Source organism: Acinetobacter halotolerans (assembly GCF_004208515.1).
Taxonomy (GTDB): Bacteria; Pseudomonadota; Gammaproteobacteria; order Pseudomonadales; family Moraxellaceae; genus Acinetobacter; species Acinetobacter halotolerans.
Window position 1 is genome coordinate 329802 of record NZ_SGIM01000003.1, and the last position, 19845, is coordinate 349646.

23 protein-coding genes are annotated in these 19845 nt (G+C 37.8%); 9 read left to right on the top strand and 14 right to left on the bottom strand.

Annotation, left to right across the window (positions count from 1 at the left end):
• Nucleotides 1–42 precede the first annotated feature (42 nt).
• The 9 genes from EXE30_RS05735 to EXE30_RS05775 form a co-directional block, all read right to left on the bottom strand.
• Nucleotides 43–534: a molybdenum cofactor biosynthesis protein MoaE gene (locus EXE30_RS05735; RefSeq protein ID WP_121929271.1), complete on the bottom strand. Its 492-nt coding sequence runs from the start codon at nucleotides 532–534 to the stop codon at nucleotides 43–45.
• A gap of 2 nt (nucleotides 535–536) precedes the next feature.
• The gene (locus EXE30_RS05740; protein WP_130161580.1) at nucleotides 537–788 is read right to left on the bottom strand and encodes a MoaD/ThiS family protein; all 252 of its coding nucleotides are present in this window, start codon (nucleotides 786–788) and stop codon (nucleotides 537–539) included.
• Between the two features lie 27 nt (nucleotides 789–815).
• Entirely contained in the window at nucleotides 816–1844 is a 1029-nt protein-coding gene (moaA, locus tag EXE30_RS05745; protein WP_130161581.1) for a GTP 3',8-cyclase MoaA, read from the bottom strand.
• A gap of 280 nt (nucleotides 1845–2124) precedes the next feature.
• Nucleotides 2125–4410, bottom strand: a complete 2286-nt coding sequence (locus EXE30_RS05750; protein WP_130161582.1) for a molybdopterin-dependent oxidoreductase — start codon at nucleotides 4408–4410, stop codon at nucleotides 2125–2127.
• A 21-nt stretch (nucleotides 4411–4431) separates the two neighbouring features.
• Complete coding sequence (locus EXE30_RS05755; protein ID WP_130161583.1) at nucleotides 4432–5304, bottom strand: MaoC/PaaZ C-terminal domain-containing protein; 873 nt, start codon at nucleotides 5302–5304, stop codon at nucleotides 4432–4434.
• Nucleotides 5305–5547: 243 nt separating this feature from the next.
• Nucleotides 5548–6144, bottom strand: coding sequence for a nitroreductase family protein (locus EXE30_RS05760; protein ID WP_130161584.1), 597 nt, complete (start codon nucleotides 6142–6144; stop codon nucleotides 5548–5550).
• Nucleotides 6145–6328: 184 nt separating this feature from the next.
• Complete coding sequence (gene ftsY, locus EXE30_RS05765) at nucleotides 6329–7453, bottom strand: signal recognition particle-docking protein FtsY (RefSeq protein ID WP_121930237.1); 1125 nt, start codon at nucleotides 7451–7453, stop codon at nucleotides 6329–6331.
• 117 nt (nucleotides 7454–7570) lie between these two features.
• On the bottom strand, nucleotides 7571–7900 hold the full coding sequence (locus EXE30_RS05770; protein WP_130161585.1) for a hypothetical protein: 330 nt from the start codon (nucleotides 7898–7900) through the stop codon (nucleotides 7571–7573).
• A 139-nt stretch (nucleotides 7901–8039) separates the two neighbouring features.
• Nucleotides 8040–8399 (bottom strand): hypothetical protein, encoded by a 360-nt coding sequence (locus EXE30_RS05775; protein WP_005197129.1) that lies wholly within the window; start codon nucleotides 8397–8399, stop codon nucleotides 8040–8042.
• Nucleotides 8400–8640: 241 nt separating this feature from the next.
• On the opposite strand from EXE30_RS05775, the gene EXE30_RS05780 reads away from it, so the two are divergent.
• From EXE30_RS05780 to EXE30_RS05790, 3 genes are all read left to right on the top strand, one after another.
• Nucleotides 8641–8874 carry an SEL1-like repeat protein gene (locus EXE30_RS05780; protein WP_004671340.1) on the top strand — a complete coding sequence of 78 codons (234 nt, stop codon included), beginning with the start codon at nucleotides 8641–8643 and terminating at the stop codon, nucleotides 8872–8874.
• A 309-nt stretch (nucleotides 8875–9183) separates the two neighbouring features.
• The gene (locus EXE30_RS05785; RefSeq protein ID WP_130161586.1) at nucleotides 9184–9561 is read left to right on the top strand and encodes a DUF2750 domain-containing protein; all 378 of its coding nucleotides are present in this window, start codon (nucleotides 9184–9186) and stop codon (nucleotides 9559–9561) included.
• Nucleotides 9562–9701: 140 nt separating this feature from the next.
• A complete protein-coding gene (locus EXE30_RS05790; RefSeq protein WP_121930240.1) occupies nucleotides 9702–10133 on the top strand; it encodes a CBS domain-containing protein in 432 nt (143 codons plus the stop codon).
• 63 nt (nucleotides 10134–10196) lie between these two features.
• On the opposite strand, the gene EXE30_RS05795 is transcribed toward EXE30_RS05790, so the two are convergent.
• Nucleotides 10197–11411, bottom strand: a complete 1215-nt coding sequence (locus tag EXE30_RS05795; RefSeq protein WP_130161587.1) for an aspartate aminotransferase family protein — start codon at nucleotides 11409–11411, stop codon at nucleotides 10197–10199.
• Between the two features lie 167 nt (nucleotides 11412–11578).
• Here EXE30_RS05795 and grxD point away from each other — a divergent pair, with 167 nt between their 5' ends.
• Nucleotides 11579–11920, top strand: a complete 342-nt coding sequence (grxD, locus tag EXE30_RS05800) for a Grx4 family monothiol glutaredoxin (protein ID WP_004671348.1) — start codon at nucleotides 11579–11581, stop codon at nucleotides 11918–11920.
• A 51-nt stretch (nucleotides 11921–11971) separates the two neighbouring features.
• On the opposite strand, the gene EXE30_RS05805 is transcribed toward grxD, so the two are convergent.
• The gene (locus EXE30_RS05805; RefSeq protein WP_130161588.1) at nucleotides 11972–12295 is read right to left on the bottom strand and encodes a hypothetical protein; all 324 of its coding nucleotides are present in this window, start codon (nucleotides 12293–12295) and stop codon (nucleotides 11972–11974) included.
• Between the two features lie 128 nt (nucleotides 12296–12423).
• Between EXE30_RS05805 and EXE30_RS05810 the strand changes: the two genes are divergently transcribed.
• Nucleotides 12424–13344, top strand: coding sequence for a LysR substrate-binding domain-containing protein (locus tag EXE30_RS05810; protein ID WP_130161589.1), 921 nt, complete (start codon nucleotides 12424–12426; stop codon nucleotides 13342–13344).
• 36 nt (nucleotides 13345–13380) lie between these two features.
• On the opposite strand, the gene map is transcribed toward EXE30_RS05810, so the two are convergent.
• On the bottom strand, nucleotides 13381–14175 hold the full coding sequence (gene map / locus EXE30_RS05815; RefSeq protein WP_130161590.1) for a type I methionyl aminopeptidase: 795 nt from the start codon (nucleotides 14173–14175) through the stop codon (nucleotides 13381–13383).
• 342 nt (nucleotides 14176–14517) lie between these two features.
• Between map and brnQ the strand changes: the two genes are divergently transcribed.
• Both brnQ and EXE30_RS05825 read left to right on the top strand, forming a co-directional pair.
• Nucleotides 14518–15819, top strand: a complete 1302-nt coding sequence (gene brnQ / locus EXE30_RS05820; protein WP_130161591.1) for a branched-chain amino acid transport system II carrier protein — start codon at nucleotides 14518–14520, stop codon at nucleotides 15817–15819.
• A 402-nt stretch (nucleotides 15820–16221) separates the two neighbouring features.
• Nucleotides 16222–16482: a hypothetical protein gene (locus tag EXE30_RS05825; RefSeq protein WP_130161592.1), complete on the top strand. Its 261-nt coding sequence runs from the start codon at nucleotides 16222–16224 to the stop codon at nucleotides 16480–16482.
• A gap of 12 nt (nucleotides 16483–16494) precedes the next feature.
• On the opposite strand, the gene EXE30_RS05830 is transcribed toward EXE30_RS05825, so the two are convergent.
• Complete coding sequence (locus tag EXE30_RS05830; protein WP_130161593.1) at nucleotides 16495–16950, bottom strand: hypothetical protein; 456 nt, start codon at nucleotides 16948–16950, stop codon at nucleotides 16495–16497.
• Nucleotides 16951–17087: 137 nt separating this feature from the next.
• On the opposite strand from EXE30_RS05830, the gene EXE30_RS05835 reads away from it, so the two are divergent.
• Nucleotides 17088–17945, top strand: coding sequence for an alpha/beta hydrolase family protein (locus EXE30_RS05835; protein WP_130161647.1), 858 nt, complete (start codon nucleotides 17088–17090; stop codon nucleotides 17943–17945).
• A gap of 701 nt (nucleotides 17946–18646) precedes the next feature.
• The gene (locus EXE30_RS05840; protein ID WP_130161594.1) at nucleotides 18647–19111 is read left to right on the top strand and encodes a MarR family winged helix-turn-helix transcriptional regulator; all 465 of its coding nucleotides are present in this window, start codon (nucleotides 18647–18649) and stop codon (nucleotides 19109–19111) included.
• 64 nt (nucleotides 19112–19175) lie between these two features.
• Here EXE30_RS05840 and EXE30_RS05845 read toward each other — a convergent pair whose 3' ends face one another.
• Nucleotides 19176–19844: an SOS response-associated peptidase family protein gene (locus EXE30_RS05845; protein WP_130161595.1), complete on the bottom strand. Its 669-nt coding sequence runs from the start codon at nucleotides 19842–19844 to the stop codon at nucleotides 19176–19178.
• Nucleotide 19845: the final 1 nt, after the last annotated feature.

Here is a 19845-nt window from a genome sequence, read left to right on the forward strand (position 1 = left end):
GTTAAATTCTATACCAGACGGATTCTTGCCGACTTCTAATCCTTAATCATGCGAACAATGTTCATGGGTATGAACATGAGGGTGAGTCTCAACTTCAACCGCATCTTTGCGAATACAGCAGCCCTCAACATATTGGCTGGTGCCATCCATAAAGAATTCCTCTTTCCAAATCGGCACTTCATGCTTGACCCGTTCCACTGCTTCTTCGCAAGCCTGAAAAGCTTCACGGCGATGAGCAGCATAAGCAATCGCAATAATCGCGGTTTCGCTGACATCCAAATAGCCAATACGATGCATGACACGAACATAAGACACTTGATATTTGTCTTGTATTTCTTGTTCGATTTGACGAATCATTTTTTCAGCAACTGGGGTATAAGCTGTGTATTTTAAGGCTTTGACCGCTTTTCCTTCGTGATGGTTACGCACTGTACCAATAAAAATATCAATGCCCCCACATTCAGGAAAGCTTTGAATTGGATCAAAACAATCTAAACCTAAAGCTTGATCCTGAACCCTAGCAAATTCACGCATTTTTATCCTCCGGCTACTGGCGATAACAACACCAATGTACACGATGAAGCCAGTGCTGTTTGTCGAGTTATGATGTCCTCCCCAATTGCACAAGCACACTTTTCCATCGCAGTTGCAGACTCAGGATACTGCGTCACTAGATGGGACAGCACATCTTGAACCAACTGGCCAGCAGCAAACTCAAATGCAAGTGATTTTGGCAACAATCGTTCTATAGCACCAAAGGCTTCTATTTTAATTTCAATGGTTTGCATTTCTTCTCCAGACCATTTTTTCCTAAACTACCCACCCAACATGTGCATACTTATTTTACGCGCTTGTTGGTGTTGAATTGCGTGATAGCCTTGCGCTTTGCGCCAAATATAAGGTTTTACCTGCATATCAAGCTCATTAAAATCAGATATTTGTTTTATTTTCTGTTCTCTAAGTATATTCAACAAATACGGTTTAATATTTAGCCCTTGCTGAGCGAACAGGCAATTGTAGAGCTCACCTTGTGCAGTCAGTCGAATTCGATCACATTCACCGCAAAATGAATGGGTAATCGTTGAAATTATGCCGATACGATACTGTCCATCGAGTTGATACTGACGAGCAGGTTCATGCTGTTGTTGGATGAGCTGAATATCATAATGCGGTTTGAGTTGTTCTAAAATTTCCGCCTCACTAACAACCGCCTGATCGGTCCAATGCTGATCACCATCTAAAGGCATAAATTCAATAAATCGTAATTGAATATTGTGATGTTTAGCCCATTTCACCATCGGTAAGATTTGGTCATCATTCTGACCTTTCATCAATACACAATTGATTTTAAATGGCAGCCCTGATTTTTTTGCCGCATCGATACCGTTTAAAACAGGAGCCAGCTCTTTCTTCGTGAGGCTTTTAAATTGTTCGGCATCTAAACTATCAAGGCTAATATTTAGGTCATCCAAACCTGCCTGCTTAAGCTGCTCAGCATATTTAACTAAGTAGTGAGCATTGGTCGTCATTGAAATTCGCTTCAAACCCAGTGCTCTTAAAGCTTGCAAATCACGGATAAAGTGAACCACACCTTGACGCATTAAAGGTTCACCACCTGTAATACGAATATTTTCAATGCCTTGTTTAACCATATATTGGCAGAATATCAATAAGGCTTCAAAACTCAGCAAATCTTGTTTTTTCATCCATTCAGGATGTTCAGGCATACAATAAATACATTTGAAGTTGCAACGATCCGTCACGGAAATCCGCAACTTTCGTTTCATACGACCATATTGATCCTTTAAGATCGGTACAGTCATGTTGGCTATCTCATGCTTCATTATATGCACTCATATTGTGAATCTTCTCACTACTTTTAGCACAAACTCTGTGCATCCTTATTGGACTAACCCTAATGAGTCGATTTTATTACAGCAATAATTATTCCAATCTATAACCATTATTGCTTATTGTGTTGCTTATTTATGCAAACAAGTGACTTTTACTTACTATAAACAACCATTAATCATGTTGTGGTTCATTATCATCAAAATAACTCCGCACCATTTTCTATCACTTGTCTATAAAAATGATTGAATTTAGTGCGGCAGTCTGATTACTTTATAAAGCCAGTACTCGTTCCAACCGCACAGGTACATACTTATGATATGGTGTCTTGGACAAAGGATCACAATGCTGCGTTGAAGTCAGCAGATTCAATTGTGGCCCAATCGGTTTACCTCCACGATAACGTAAACCATAACCATGTGGTAATGACACTACACCTTTACGCATCCCCTCATCAAGCTCGACGGTGACTTGAATCTGCCCATGTTCAGAAATACATTGAAGGTGATGGCCATTTTCCACTTCTAACCTTGATGCATCTTCAGGATTCATTCTCAAACGTCCTTCCGCATCAACTTTACGCCATGCTGGATCACGATAGATTTGATTGGCGTTATAGCTGCGACGTTCACCAGCCAATAGAATAAATGGATAATCTCCTGTGAATGCCAATGACTGCTGATTTAATTGTGCCAACTCAACAAACATTTCAGGAATGGCTAAGCGAATTTTCTTATCTTTATAAGCAATCAAATTCCATACATCCCTGTACTCATGTTGTGATAAGACTACACCTGAACGTTGTTCTAATATGGTTTGGAATAATTTAACCCCTAGGTTAAGACGATTACCTTCATAACCAGCTCGCTTCACAGCTTTATAATGTTGAGCCGCATACTGCATGCTTAAGGGCAACAACAACGCAGTTGAAGCAGCATCATTTGGCAAAGTCTTGCCCAAAGTGCGATACACAATAGAGGCAGCAAATGGAATCAACTTTCTATTTCTCGCAAAGCTCGCGCCAAGTGCAGCAAAATAGGCCAAATAAGCTGTATTTGCAGAAGCTTTTTCCGCGATTTTACTCAAAATAGGAAATGTCTTAGGCATCACCTGCATTGCTTCGAGCAAGCGAGTGTAAATTTCTGCTTCGGGTAATGTATTCCCTTTTGCTTGGAAAAGTGGATGACGTAAATGGAACCCATTTTTAGGAAATTCCAAATTAAAACCAGTAAATTCCCATTTCTCAAACTGAGTATGTGCAGGCAAAATATAATGTGCCAAACGTGCAGTTTCAGTCATCGCCACATCTACAACAACTAAGAGATCAAGCGATTGAAAAGCCTGTTCATAGGCTGAAGTATCAGCATATGTAAGTAAAGGATTACAACTATCGACAAATACAGCACGAACGCGTTTTTCACCGCCTTTTAAGATTTCGTCAGGTAAAATATTAGGTGGAAAAAAACCCGAAATCGGAAACATTTTATGATGAACTGTACGTCGATATTTAGGGTTTCGCTCATCAGTATTTGTCAGAATTGGAATAAACATGGTATGCAAATTATTGGTACCTTGTTGACCAAAATGTCCTGCTAATAAGTATAAAAGTTTCTCTAAATAGCCATTTAGCGTTGTATTTAACGTATGTTGGATACCTAAATCAATTCGTACACAAGCACTTTTTGCTTTGGCGAAATCGCGAACAATTTGATAAATCAGCTCAATTGGAACATCTGCTTTTTGAATGTATTCTTCCACAGGGATGTTAAGGAAGGCCTGCTTAACTTGTTCAAATCCATGGGTATGTTGTTGAATAAACTGTTGGTCATACAAGTTTTCACGCAGCATGATTGCGATCATCGCTGACATCAGGTATGCATCTGTTCCTGGTTTTAATTGAACATGAATATCTGCTTGTTTGGCGGTTTCTGTAACACGTGGATCAAAAACCACCATAGTCCGATTAGGATCTTTTTTTATGTGTTTTAAGGTATCTCTGGCATTGGGGATACCATGCGCTTGAAATGGATTAGTTCCAATAAACAAAACATAATCAGCATGTTCAACATCTTCTGTGGTATGACAAGCTTGGCTTCCAAACAAACGTCCATTAACCCAAAAATCTCCCGTCTTTTCCTGTGCCAAAGAGTTATAGGCATAAAAACTTTTCATGGCGTACAACAGCTGGCGACCATAGGCTGCGCCTAAGTGATTACCCTGTCCACCACCACCAACGGAAGCAAATGCAGTTCCGCCATAGGTATTACGGATCTGTACCAGTTGATCAGCGATCTCCTGAATCGCCTGCTCCCAACTCACTTCCTTAAATGAACCATCCGCCTGACGTTTTAATGGAGAGGTTAAACGATCTGCATGTTTTTGATAATGCTGTAATCGTGCTGCCTTTTGACAAATATAACCTTGAGAAAATGGATGTTGATCGTCACCTTTGATTTTCTTAAATTGGTTATTTTCGATTTCAACACTGAGCCCACAATTTCGTGAACATAGAATGCATGCCGTGACGTCTTGTCTAGAAGCTGTAGAGCTTATTGTCATTTGTATTTCACCTTATACTTATTATCGGAATTGACCCATTAAACAAATTTGACCCGCCGAGCCCACAACTCGAATAAACTTTTGATCTTGATCAGAACAGATCTCAACTTGATTATGCTGTGAAGGTAATTTAACAGGCTTTAAAAATCGAACATCAATCTGTTGTATAGGTTCAGGTAACAACTCAAAACTACGCGCGAAAACACCAAATCCATGCAACACCTTTTGTTTAAACTTTGAGAGTTTTGCCAAGAAACCGACCCAATGAATAGGATTGAAATCTCCTGTTAACAACGCAAATTTCAAACCATCATCCGTAGTTGTAGACCATTTACCCAGTATGTTCCAATTTTTATGATCGATCTTCTCCATCCGTTTAGTTTTTTGAAAATCAGGCAAAATAAATGCCATATGTAAAACAGTTTCAACCAGCTCAGGCTGATTGATCGTTCCAGTCATAATGTGAACTGAGACGCGAGCTAAGCCATTGCGCTCATCTATTTGCGAAATCTTGGCTTGAACCAATAGCTGTTCATGCCGAGGAATCTTGCCATGGATTTTAAGACTCACGCCTTGATTAATCACTTGCGTCAACGAATAACTCGTTTGTAATAAAAGTCGTGTTGCAAACGATAGTCCCCATTGAGACACCATATGCGGCGGTAAATAATCTTGATATTTTTCAGTTTGAACACCACACCATTTTATATAATGATCGACCAATTCCTGGCTTGGTGGTTCAATAACTTCAGAAATAACAGCTAAAGCCTGCCAATCTTGAACAGTTTTAGTCGTTTTAAAGTGCTGAAACCCTATTTTCCCTAGACCAACCAACGTAGCCTGATGCTCAAATAAAAATTGTAATGGGATTTGCTTATAACCAATCGCAAACATTTGAATCTCCTATTCCATTTATTTTTCTAACATTCTTCTGCCCTCTAAATGTTAGTTTAAACTTTCATCAATAATATTCATCTTATTTAAAACCCGTATAAGTTCCAAAATAGAACTTATTAAGTTAAAGGTCAAGGATACTCAGCGGATAAACACAAAAATCTATACAGTATTTAAGGGATATTCTTATTTTTCAGACATAAAAAAGAGCACCTTAAAGTGCTCTTTTTTGCCTAAGAAAACTTAGTTAAAAGTTTTAAAACGAACGGCATCATCCATATACGTTTTTTCGCCTGCCGGAGCTTCAATTGAACCAAAGACTAATTGAGCGCGTAATTTCCAATTTGCTGGAATATCAAAAGTTTCAGCAACTTCAGCATCAATAATTGGATTGTAGTGTTGTAAAGAAGCACCTACACCGATTTCAGCCAATGCCGTCCAAGTCGCGAATTGAGCAATCGCACTTGAATGTTCAGACCATACTGGGAAGTTATCTGCGTACAATGCGAACTGCTCTTGCAAACCTTTTACAACGTCTTGATCTTCGTAAAACAGTGCTGTACCAAAACCAGCCGCAAAGCTATCAATTTTTGCACTTGTATTTGCAAATGCATCTGCAGGAACCATTTTGCGCAAAGTTTCACGAACGATTTCCCAAAATTTGCTATGAGACTCGCCATATAGAGTAACAACACGTGAGGTTTGTGAGTTAAATGAAGAAGGACTTTGTTTTACCGCTTCACGAATTGTTTCTTCAATGGTTGCTTGATCAACTGAAACGTTTTTACCAATTGCATAGATTGTACGACGTGTTTTGATGCTATTTAAAAAGTTACTCATGTTGTTATTCCTACCTATACCTGAAGGGAGTTATCTTGGATTGAGGTCAGTGTATAACGCTGCTTTTTTTAAGCATAGCCCTAAAAATACGACATATCGTTCTATTTTTGAGACATGTTTTTTATTGGTTAAAAAAAACTCCACTTCAATATGACGAAATGGAGTTTTCTTAATCATTGATAATTTATTTTTCTGTTTCAAATAATGCAGCTACAAATGACTTTGCTGAGAAAGGACGTAAATCATCGATTTTTTCACCCACACCAATATAACGAATTGGCACATGAGTCCGGCTAGCGATATTGAATAACACACCACCTTTCGCTGTACCATCCAACTTGGTAATCGTAATACCCGTCAAACCTACTGCTTCATCAAATAATTGCACTTGATTAATCGCATTTTGACCTGTGCCCGCATCTACAATTAACATGATTTCATGTGGCGCAGTCGCATCAATCTTTTGCATCACACGCTTCACTTTCTTAAGTTCTTCCATTAGGTGTGATTTGTTTTGCAAACGACCAGCGGTATCGGCAATTAAAACATCCATTCCTTTGGCACGTGCACTTTCAAAAGCATCAAAAATCACGGAGGCGCTGTCTGCACCATTGCCTTGAGCAACCACAGGGATGTCATTACGCTCACCCCAGATTTGCAATTGCTCAGTAGCCGCAGCTCGGAAGGTATCGCCTGCCGCAAGCATGACTTTTTTGCCTTCACCTTGTAAACGTTTCGCAAGCTTACCGATCGTTGTGGTTTTACCCACCCCATTTACACCGACCATTAAAATTACATAAGGTGATTTGTTTGGATCGATATGCAATGGTTTTACACGTGGAGCAAGTAAAGCGACCAATTCTTCTTGCAATGCTTTATATAATGCATTTGAGTAGATCAAATCACCACGTGCAGTTCTTTCAGTCAGGTTTGCAATAATCGTTTTAGTCGCATCAACACCAATATCAGCAACAAGTAATTGCTCTTCAACTTCTTCTAATAACTCATCATCAATTTCTTTGCCACCAATAAGAATATTGACCATCCCATCTGTAAAACTACGACGGGTTTTGGTCAAACCATCTTTCATACGACCAAAGAAACCACCAGCCTTTTGTTGATCATCATGCTCAGGTTCAGATGCTGATTCTGATGTTTCAATAACAGGTGTTGTTTCAACTTGAGTCTGCAGTGGACTCGATTCAATAATTGGAACATCGACAGCAGGTAAACTCGGCAATGTGACATCATCATCGCCGATATCAGCATTTATCAAGAATTTATTTTGCATATTCGATTGCTGTTGCATGTCGATTCCTTGAGAAAAAAGCAGCTTTTTAGAAGATGGCCAGTCTAGCATAAAATCCTATTTTTTTCTGACCAAGCCCAAGCATTCAGTTATTAATGAAAATCAATCAGCCAAAACTTATTCATCTTCTTTGGCCATTGCTGGGTACTGTCTAATTCGATTTGATTCAAATTGATAGGCATTTAAAAGTTTCAGATACTCTACACGGCGAACTTGATGTTGTTGCAATACATTCTCAGCCATATTTTGAGTTCTTGGATGGCTTGCTTGTTCTGAAAGTCGAATGATTTGCTGATACTGAAATGTATTAATCGGACGCTGTAACGCACTATACGCAAGCAGAAAAATAGACAATAAAATAAGACTAACCAAAATATTGTAAAATTGGTCTAATTTAAATCCAAGTCTGGATTGCAAGACTTTATGTTTAGAAATGATAGACAACATAACCTACCTCTGAGTTATGAAGTAGTGTATGTGTCTGATTCGCTCAGAACAAGTATCAAGTTTAATGATCTTTCACAGACGATTGCGTTATAGGCTGTTTTTCCACCAATAACGCAATTCTAAAAAGAGATCAAGAAACTTATGCCATGAGTGTTCGAACAAAAGCAAAGTATAGAATCAGTGCAATAATCGCCAAGCTAATAAAGATTGCAAACATCCCTACACCATTTTCAGCATCCGCTGGATGTAATTCATCATCGTCAGCGATACGCATCAGCTCTCCATTATAAATTTCATAAAAGCGATCTTTTTGCTCAGGCGTCAAACGAATTGCAAAATCATAAACGCGTTTACGCTGTGCAAGACAATAGTCACCCAAATGAATTTCTTGATGAAATACTGCTTCATCAAGCAACTTACGATGGTAATGAGCCAGAGCAATAATTTGGTTTTCTGATGGTGGAATATCAAAGCTTAAACCATCTATGATAGCTGACATGTTATTCTCCTTTTCTTTTATTTTCACTTTGATTTTACTTAAAATTACTTGTTCACAGTGTTTAATCGTGTAAGCTTTTATTTAAACAAAGCGAATGAACGTAAAAGCGAGTTAAATATTTGACAATTCCATTAATTTTGTCATAATAACTTCACAATACAATGTTAAATTAGCTTAAATTCAGAGCAATGTAGCTTTGAATAGAATATGCGGTAATCATAATTAAAATAAGGAGTTATATATGATTCAACATTTTACACAACATGAACTAGAACATGTTTATGCAAACGCGGTAAATACAATCCAGTCGCAAAAAAACTTTCTAGACGCCGTGAAAGAGCTTGAACAAGTTGCACAAGCAGGTCACGGGAAAGCGGCATTATTTTTAGCAGAGTTGTACTATCAAGGTTTCCGAGTCGAACGTGACTCCCTGAAAGCCCAGTATTGGCAGAAGATGGCAACCTTACAAGCATGATAAAACGTCACTCAGGTGGCGTTTTTTAATACCTATACTAAATAAAAATATTATTCCCAGAATACTAAGCGCTTCGCTTATCTTGCGCTGCTCCAAAGCTTTAGTCGCTTTGTTTTACTCAGGTGACGTTTTTCATTCCTTTAATACAAGCCACTACTCTCCAATTGTTGTATGTCCTAATTCACCACTTATGTTGGCATTTGTTAAGGTTTGAGAATATTTGCTTACGATTTTGATGAACAGTTTAAACATAACTGCCGCTTAAGTTTCTTATAATAAAACATAATTAAATAATACCAGTTTAATAATATGTATAGGTTCAATCATTTCCAGCCAGTATCACGAGAATTGATGATCAAAATCTCTATTCTCAAAACCATGATGTATTGTGGCGTTCTTTGGGGACTTTATCATGAAGGTTGGGCGATTAAGTCTGATCAAGATAGTCATCTCTTTCCATTCTGGCTCAATGGTGTTCAAGCACATCGCTACGCTAAGTCAAATTGGAAGCATTATAAGCCTCGTAAAATTACGTCGAAGGATTTTCATGAATCCTTACTTCCCTTGCTCACACGCTTACAAGTTGAACCAGCTTTATTTAATTCATCTCATTGCAAATTTAAGCTATCAACTCAACAGATGCAGCATTTCTTCTTTAGGCCGCATCACTCTATGATTACCGTTTAAAGCCTGTAAAAACGACACAATGATGACTTTTTCTCATAAATGCCTAAAAAGTCATCATTGATATTAAATTAGGGCTTTGCAATTAAAAAAAATACCGTTAAGTTAAATGAAAATGACAATACAACACAGGTGGATAAACAATGACAATCGTTGCTCAAGTCATAAAAAATAAAGCTGTACAATCAATTTTTACAATCTCACCAAATGCGACTGTACTTGAAGCGATTAAAATTATGGCGGACAAAGGTGTCGGTGCTTTAGTCGTTGCTGAAGATGAAAAAGTCATCGGTATTTTTTCAGAACGTGACTATACCCGTAAGATTGCATTGATGGAGCGCTCATCAAACAGTACGCTTGTTGCAGATATTATGACTTCAAAGGTTATTTCCGTCAGTCTAAACAATACCGTAGAAGAATGCTTACAATTGATGACTGATCGCCATTTACGCCATTTACCTGTGCTGGATAATGAAAAACTTGTAGGTTTTATTTCCATTGGAGACTTGGTTAAAGCTGCGATGGATGACCAACGTATTCTCATCGAACAACTTCAACAATATATTTCTGGCTAATTCCAATTTTCTAAAAAAAATGGGCAATTTGAAATTGCCCATTTTTATTTTTGTTTGTTCGCGTTATGCGGTTAAAAAATCTTGAATCGCAGGAACAAGACGCTTGAGCAACTCATCTGCTTGTTCTTTGGTCATATTTAACGGAGGCAACAAACGCACCACTGAACCTGCTGTGACATTGATAATTAATTGATATTGATCACGCGCAATCGCAACCAATTCAGCACAGTCTTTTGGTAATTGAATTCCAATCATCATCCCAAAACCACGCACTTGAACATGATGCTCAGCCAGTTGCTCACGCAACTTTTCAACAATGTAGGCACCTACTTTTGCAGCATTTTCAACCGCATTTTCTTGTTGAAGGGTATCTATTACGGTATAGACCACACGAGAACCTAGCACAGTACCACCATAAGTGGAACCATGGCTACCCGCTCCCAAGATACCAACTGCTTTACCCTGCGTCATCACAGCACCAACAGGAAAACCATTACCCAAACCTTTTGCTGTTGTCATTACATCAGGAATAATATTGGTGTGTTGATAGGCAAAGTATTTACCCGTACGTCCATTGCCTGTTTGAATTTCATCGAGCATCATTAACCAGTTATGCTGATTACAGAGAGCGCGAACTTCTTCCAAATAGCTAAAACCTTGAGGCGCAGTATTCACACCACCCTCACCTTGAATCGGTTCAATTAAGATCGCAACAATATCAGGATGATGAATAGCTGCTTCTTGGATTGCCTCGATATCACCAAAAGGAACACGGACAAAACCCTCAACAAGCGGTGCAAAGCCTTCCTGAACTTTTTTGTTTCCTGTCGCAGATAGCGTCGCTAAGGTACGGCCATGAAACGATTGCTCAGCAACAATAATTTTTGGATTGGCTATGCCTTGTTGTGCACCAAATTTACGTGCAATTTTAATTGCACCTTCATTTGATTCTGCACCGCTATTTGAGAAAAAGATTTCCTCCATCCCAGAAACCTCTGCAAGTTTCTGTGCTGCGGCTGTTTGCCAAGGAATTTCAAATAGATTACTGGTATGCACCAATGTTGCTGCTTGCTCAGCAATCGCCTCTGCGATTACAGGATGTGCATGACCTAAACCACATACAGCAATACCCGTTAAAGCATCTAAATACTCTGTGCCATCTGCTGTATATAAATATGCCCCTCGTCCTCGCACAAAACTGATCGCTTGGCGACCATAGGTTGCCATAATATGTGATGGTTGATCAGGTTGCACAGGCGCAAGAGTAATATTAGTCATAACAAACTCAATCTATCATTAGTTGTGGTGAAAAAAGTTATATAAGCAAAAACTTGCGTAGATTGAAAGCGCAAACTCACATTTATATAAGAAAAATCTTGAGTAATCCCCCGCATAGCCTTTTTTTTGGGTATATAATGTCGAAAGTTTAGTTGAGGATCTATCTAATGACGGAACAAGCGCGTGATACAGTAGCGTTAATTCGTGATCAAATTGCGAAACACCCTGTTTTACTTTACATGAAAGGCACTCCACAATTCCCGCAATGTGGTTTTTCTGCTCGTGCAGTAGAAGCACTTAGCCAAATTGGTCGTCCATTTGCCTATGTAAATATCTTAGAAAATCAAGATATTCGTGCAACTTTACCTCAAATTGCGAACTGGCCTACTTTTCCACAATTATGGATAAACGGCGAGCTTATTGGTGGTAGCGATATCATGCTTGAAATGTTCCAAAATGGTGAGTTAAAACCATTAGTTGAACAACACAGCGCGGCACCTGAGGCCTAAGCTGTACAAAAGAAAGCCAATCAAATGATTGGCTTTTTTATTGAATCAAATTTAATTCTGATTAAAACCAATGTATCTAAACATTCCTTCCACACCCAAATCAGCTTTATAGATTAGCATTACAGCATAATTGGCTTGCGTCACACTGAGAAAAATATTCATGTTTGGATCTTCATGAATTTCCTCAACAGGCTGTGGCAATGCCTCTTCAAAACGATCAGCTATATACTCAAAACCTAAATCCATAGCGATAAACAAAGTATGTTCACAAGGCTGAATATACTGTTCTTGCTCCCAATCTAAAACTGCATGATCACAATAAGGACAGCAAACATTTGCTGTAGCAGTAGACACTTCAACCAGTTGATAAGGCATATTGATCAATCAAAAAAATTTTAACGATTATAAAAGAATTTATGCTTCACAAAAAACATCTACTCATCACTTATTTTTGCAACGATATATCTATAAAATAATGAATGTTGCAGAAATGGAATTAAATAATGTTAACTGATTTAGATGATTTTTATTGTTTTGCTCTTGTTGTCGAACATGGTGGCTTTAGTGCTGCAGAACGTGCCACAGAAATCCCAAAGTCTAAACTCAGCCGTAGAGTCTATAACCTAGAAGAACAATTAGGTGTGCGTCTAATCCAACGCAGTTCACGTCATTTTGCTGTTACCGACATTGGTATGGATGTTTATCGACATGCTCAAGTGATGATGAATGCCGCTCAAGCAGCGCATGATGCGGTTAATCATTTAAGTAGTGAGCCTCGAGGTGTCATAAAAATCGGCGTTCCCGTTGATATTGCTCAAAATCAAATGGCAAAAATCCTTCCAGCTTTTTTGAAGAAATATCCTGAAGTTCGTGTACAAATGATAGTTAGTAATCGCCGTATTGATGTGATCAATGAGGGCGTAGATATTGCCTTACGTGTGCGTTCTAAATTAGATGATGATCCGAACTTGGTTTTACGACAGTTTGAAACGATTGAACAGCGCCTGTTTGCCAGCCAAGCTTATTTAAATGAGTTTGGACATTTGACTACACCAGAACAGCTGACTGATCATCGTATTATTAGTATGAATGAAGATCATCTCGATCAGCATTTTTTACTATCTGGACCAGACAAGCAACAAAAGAAAATCAAAGTAAATCCTGTCATTATGGGCTTAAACCTACTTATGTTGGCAGAGTTAGCCAGTCAAAATTGTGGAGTTGCATTGTTACCTGATAGCATTGCACAGGACTTTGTTCAGTCTGGTCATTTGGTAACTGTATTACCAGAATGGACCGCTCCGCATGGTATTTTCCATGCCGTTTATCCTTCTCGTAGAGGTTTGTTGCCAGCGGTACGTGTATTCATAGACTATTTAGTAGAACAACTAGCTCAATGCTCAACGAAAAAGGTTCGATATTAAAATATCGAACCTTGCTTTACTTCGTAGTGTTTATGACTAAATAGCAGGATAAGAACCTGTTCCATTCGGCCATGGTGTTAAAAGTTCAAAACCATCATCTGTGACAGCAACCATATGTTCCCATTGCGCCGATAATGATTTATCTTGAGTGACAACCGTCCAACCATCACTCAACTCTTTAATCTGTGGTTTTCCAGCATTCACCATTGGCTCAATCGTAAACACCATGCCCTTTTTCAATACCATGCCTTGGCCTTTCTGGCCATAATGCAAGATATTCGGTTGTTCATGGTAAACACGTCCGATCCCATGACCACAATATTCACGCACGATACTATAGCCTTCACGTTGCGCTACGGATTGAATGGCATGACCAATATCACCCAATGTCGCACCTGGTTTCACCGTATGAATACCCGCTAACATCGCCTCGTAAGTTGTTTCGACTAATTTTTTTGCTTCTGCTGTTGGTTCACCCACAAAATACATACGACTGGTATCACCAAAATACCCATCTTTAATGACTGCTACATCGATATTTAAAATATCACCATCTTGCAAAATTCGTTTTGCAGAGGGAATTGCGTGGCAGACTTCTTCATTAACAGAAATACAAGTTGTTTTTGTGAAACCGTGATAGCCAACATTGGCAGGGATTACTTGCAAGGTATTTATGATATAATCGTTACAGATATCATCTAAATATTCAGTTGAAACACCAGACTTAATATAAGGACCAATCATTTCCAATACTTGTGCCGCCAAACGCCCTGAGATACGTAGTCTCTCGATATCTTGTTCGGTTTTAATGGTCACAGTAGAAGCTCTCATCCGAGATATTCCTTATTCAAAAACAAATTAATTTGAAAATGCAGATCAAGTATTGCATTACGTATTTCAGATAGTTGTACGCCTCAACGATCAAATCTTCAATCATTTTATGACTAAAAGATCATTTTTATTTTACATTTAATTTCAATTATGCCCACAGGGAAAAACGATCGAGTACATGATGCTTGTAAGCGCTTTTTAACGAAATTAATTAAGCAATACCACCATGCAGTTCTAATGTAGTCTTTTTAGCCAAAAATAAACCAACTTTCACATAAATTAGTTTCAAATGACCGCACTTATGCTCTAAAATCCGCACTTTTATTTTAAACTCCCCTCTTTATGAACCAACTCCGTACGGGAGATATTATTGCTTTAGGTTTTATGACCTTTGCCCTGTTTATTGGTGCTGGCAATATTATCTTCCCCCCCATTGTTGCCCAGCAAGCTGGTGAACATGTGTGGCTTGCTGCATTTGGCTTCTTAATCACCGCAGTCGGCCTGCCTGTGATCACCATCATGGCCTTGTCACGCACGCAAGGTTCAATCGAAACCATCAGCTCGCCACTAGGACGATTTGCCAGTTTATTGCTTACAATCGTCTGCTATTTAACTGTAGGGCCCTTATTTGCAACCCCACGTACTGCTACTGTTTCCTATGAGATTGGTTTCGCACCTTACTTCGGAACATCAAGTACTAGCCTTTTCACCTATAGCATCATTTATTTTGCTTTTGTTACCGCGATTTCACTTTATCCAAACAAGTTACTAGACACGGTTGGACATGTGCTTGCGCCATTAAAAATTATTGCATTGGCAATACTTGGAATTGCTGCATTTGCCATACCGACAGGTTTGATTTCACCACCCATTCACAACTATGTTGCTAGTCCAGTTTCGGAAGGGTTCGTCAGTGGTTACTTAACCATGGATACTTTAGGTGCTTTGGTCTTTGGTATTGTGATCATTCAAGCAATTCAATCACGTGGTGTGACTGATACTAAACTCATTACCAAATATGCCATCATCGCAAGTTTAATCGCTGGTGTAGGGCTTACTCTAGTTTATGTCAGCTTATTTAAGCTTGGTTTAGGCAGTCATGAAGTCGCAGCAAATGCTGATAATGGCGCAATTATTTTGCATGCCTATGTACAACATGCATTTGGTGATTACGGATCATATTTCTTAACGGGTCTCATCTTTCTCGCATGCATGGTGACTGCAATCGGTTTGACCTGCGCATGTGCCGAATATTTCACCGAGTTGACTGGTTTACCTTACAAATTATTGGTATTCATTCTTACAGGTTTTTCGCTATTAATTTCCAATCTAGGTTTAACCAAGTTAATTGCTTTCTCAATTCCTGTATTGAGTGCGATCTATCCACCCGCAATTGTTGTGATTATGCTGAGCTTTTTCTGGAGATATTGGAATAAACCTCCTATTGTCGTCGGTTCAGTGACTGGCATTGCTTTTCTGTTCGGTATTATAGAAGCCATTAAAGCTGCTGGCTTTGGAACTCACCTACCTGCGTTTATTGAGCAATTGCCATTAAATGAACAAAACCTCGCTTGGTTACTTCCGTCAGTCATTGTTCTTGTGATTGCAATGATAGTAGATCGAGTGTTGGCAACAACAAAATAAGATGATTTGTCGTTAAAATAGTGTTTTATCCAAACATGATTTTTGCTATACAAAAAATATTCCTTTATCCAGCGGATGTTTTTTGTTTACGACAAATTATTCTCACCTAGATACCATTATTCTGTATAAATCATGAGGTTTCCCCCCCAAAACACAAAGTTACTCATTTAAATTTTATGCTTAAGTTTTTCAAATTGTAAAAAAATGAACTTGATATTTAACAAAAAATACCAGCAATACACATTTAAAATACTAAAACACCTTAGAAATCAAACCCCTTATAACTTTATTCAAAAAAAATATATATTTACCTATTGAATTAAGGTCAAAATCGCAGTACAACTTTAATAACAATTCCGACGAAATTACATGGTTTTGTCATCACAACAAGGAGGGATGGAGATGTTATCAACACATTTCAACAAGCAAGTCTTCATTAACACTCTGAAGACCAATGATTCAATTATTTATGCCATTACCACACTTGCATTAATGGCTACACTGTTATTTCAGGGTGCCATTAAAGGCAACTTGAAACCTGAATATTTTGTTTACGCACTGATTGTCTCATTGGCATTTTGTGTATGGGCAGTCGTTGATCAAAAATTCCGACAGCTCAGTCTCGCACGCAAGATAAAATCTTTAAGGAAAGTGGATGAGTGATCATCCATTTTTTTAATTCAGAAATTTAGCAATTGTTCCAAATACCAATACTGCTGTCGCACCTAGCTCAACAACAATTAAACTCAGCATAATGAGACTCATTGACCAAGCAGGAAGTGTCCATCGCCCTAATTGATGCGGTTGTTTGAATTGATTGGTGGTATCCTTTAAAAAGCCATGAATGATATAAGTCAAAATTGACATTGCAAAAAAGAATAAATTTGCAATGACGCAAAACAAAGCAATAGTTTCTGATAAAACGGTAAAATAACTTAAAACAGCAAGAATCAAACTCGCAGCAGCATAAAGTAGGCTACTACGATGGGCAATATCTACATAATAATGTGCTCTCGCTTGTTCTGTTTTTCTAATCTGATAATACTTCCACACGCCTGTCAGCATACCAATCCATAAAAAGACCCCACTAAACACAATCGCAATTTGTGTTGAGCTATTCAAATCATACATCGTACTTCCCCAATATAAATATGATTCATTATGCGCATCTATATTACCTAAAAATTGACTTTATAGTCATTTTTTAATCGAGTTTCTTTTTAGAACTCATGTAAAGTGAAATAATGCAATTACAAGAGTATTTTCAAATGAATACCTATGAATCATGCTGGATCAATTGTAAAGATGGTTACCAACTGGCTGCGCAATTTTATCCAGCCCAAGGCAGTAGCAAGAATTATCCTATTTTGATTTGTCCTGCAACTGGAATCACCAAAACCTTCTACCATTCTTTCGCTGAATGGTTAAGTCAACAAGGTTATAGTGTGCTCAGCTTTGATTTTAGAGGAATTGGGAAATCATTACATGGAGCATTAAAAGACTCAACCGCGAGTATTAACGATTGGGGATTATTAGACATTCCTGCAGCCGTTGAAACACTGTTGCATCATACACAAGCTGAGAAAGTGATCATCATTGGACACAGTGCTGGTGGACAGCTAATTGGCATTAACCCCAATTATGAGAAAGTCGCTAAAGTAGTCGCAATTGCAGGTTCTACTGGACATGTAAAAGGATTAAAAGGTAAGACCAAGCTTTTAGCACCTGTTATGTTTCATATCGTTTTTCCCCTCTCGAGCCTTATTAAAGGTTACGGTGCGGCTCGATTTATTGGTATGGGTGAAAATTTACCTAAAAATGTGGCGAAACAATGGGCTGAATTTTGCAGCAAACCAGGTTATGTCATGAATGCGATTGGTAAAAGCATATTTGAAGATTATCACCAAGAGATTCAATGTCCTATCACCTCATTTTGGGCGACAGATGATGAGATTGCGACCCAAGCAAACGTCAAAGAGCTACTCGGTTTATATCCAAATGCCAAGACCAAGTTAATTGAGCTCAAACCTCAACAACATGGCTATAAACAGATTGGACATATGTTGATGTTTAAAAAATCACATCATAAATTATGGCCCATTATCGAAAGTGAATTAATTATCTAATCAAAAACGCTCTATACCTTAAGATTCATGCTTTTCGCATCTAAACTCGTAATCCAGTTTAGATGCGTTTTTTATCGTGAATGGATGAAACCCATTTGCTAGCTATAATTTTTGCTTTCCCATCAATTAATTTTGCTTGCTCAACAACAACATTCATTAGAATTTCTTAACAAAGAACACTTTTAGAGTAAATATTCTAAATTTTATTACTATAAGTGTGATAAAGCATGTATTTATTCAACTTTCATCCACACCACTTATCCGTAATATTTTAACCAAATGATTAAAACAAACGTCTGTATTTTTTATGTTTTTAATGATTATTTATTTTGTAAATATACTGATTTCGTATTTTTATGACATTTTAGACAGAATTTTTTATAAAAAAGTCACGTCAAAACGTATCGTTTTTTCCTACAATACACTTATTCTACAAATGAGCAGAAATGTAAAATTGTAGGAATATCACTGAAGTAAAATGATTTAGGTTATACATCATTCATTACAAATTTATGTGAATTTTGTGATAATTCCCTTAATCATTTATAAAGATAATTCCATAATTATCTTTGGGTAGATTTGCTATAAATGAAATGATGAAAAAATCAGAAAAGGTTTTTTTAGCAGATAAATTGTAGACATTTCATGGAATCTAAGAGCGACGCTATATTGCTCTATATACAAGCATGGGAAAGAAGTAAATGACAAAGAAATATGCGCGTTTTTTACCTACAGCCGATTCATTTAAGCTAGAAGATTTTCCATACTATTGGATCTCTCAAGTAAATTCTCAGTACGTTCAAAACATTGACAACGTGCTTAAGAAATATGGTTTAGACAACTCTCGCCGTCGTATTTTAATTGCATTGGACGTTAAACCTCATGCCAGTGTGTCTGAACTTTCAGATATGGTCATTTCAAAAATGTCTACAACAACTAAAATCGTTTATCGCTTGAAAGATGAAGGGTATATTGAAACTTATTCTTGCAAAGATGATGGACGCATTACTCGTGTTTATCTAACTGACAAGGGCAAGGAAATGGTCATAAAAATCAATGATCTTACCTCTGTGATTTTAGAACAATCTTTTGATGGCTTAACTCCCCTTCAGATCGAAAAAACAATGGAAATTCTGAAACATATGTTTAAAAATCTTGCGCGTTGATTTTTTTGCTGAAATAAAAAAGGCTTCTAAAAGAAGCCTTTTTTATTTAGATCATTTAAGAAATCTAAAATGAGTCGAACATATTTAGCTGAGGCGTAATTTTTTCTATCTTTGGTTTAGGCACATGTGAACATTCAAACTCATCTACAGGAAAACCCTGCATAAAATCGAAGAGTTGATTGGGTTGTTTTAAATTCAGCCATTCATCTAAACGATCATGAGGAATAACCACAACTGATCGTTTTACATCACCTGGCTCATGAAAATCTTTCATCAGTGGATGGTCAATTGCATTCATCGTTAACATGGTTGCAGAACGAATAATCTGATCATTTAATTTTCGAATCTCATAAAGTGCCGCAATAAAAAAACCTTTGCCATCTTTACGGCGAACTCCCCATCTTTGCGGCTTATGATCAATATATTTACTTTCATAAAACTCTGAGACAGGGATAACACCAAACTTACACTTAGAAGCTGCTTCTTGAAAGCTTGGCTTCTGAAAAATTGTTTCGTGTCGCGCGTTATAAGTATGCTTAGTGATAAGAGTATCTTCTGACCATTTAGGCACCAAGCCAAACAATACCTCACGCCATTCTAGACCTTGTTCTGATTTAAACAATAAAGGGGTTTTATAACTTGGATAGACCTCATCCGCATATTCAAAAGGAATAAGCGGCAGTTCAAGTTGCTGGACCTGCTGAAAAGTCAAAGGTTTATAATTGGCACACATA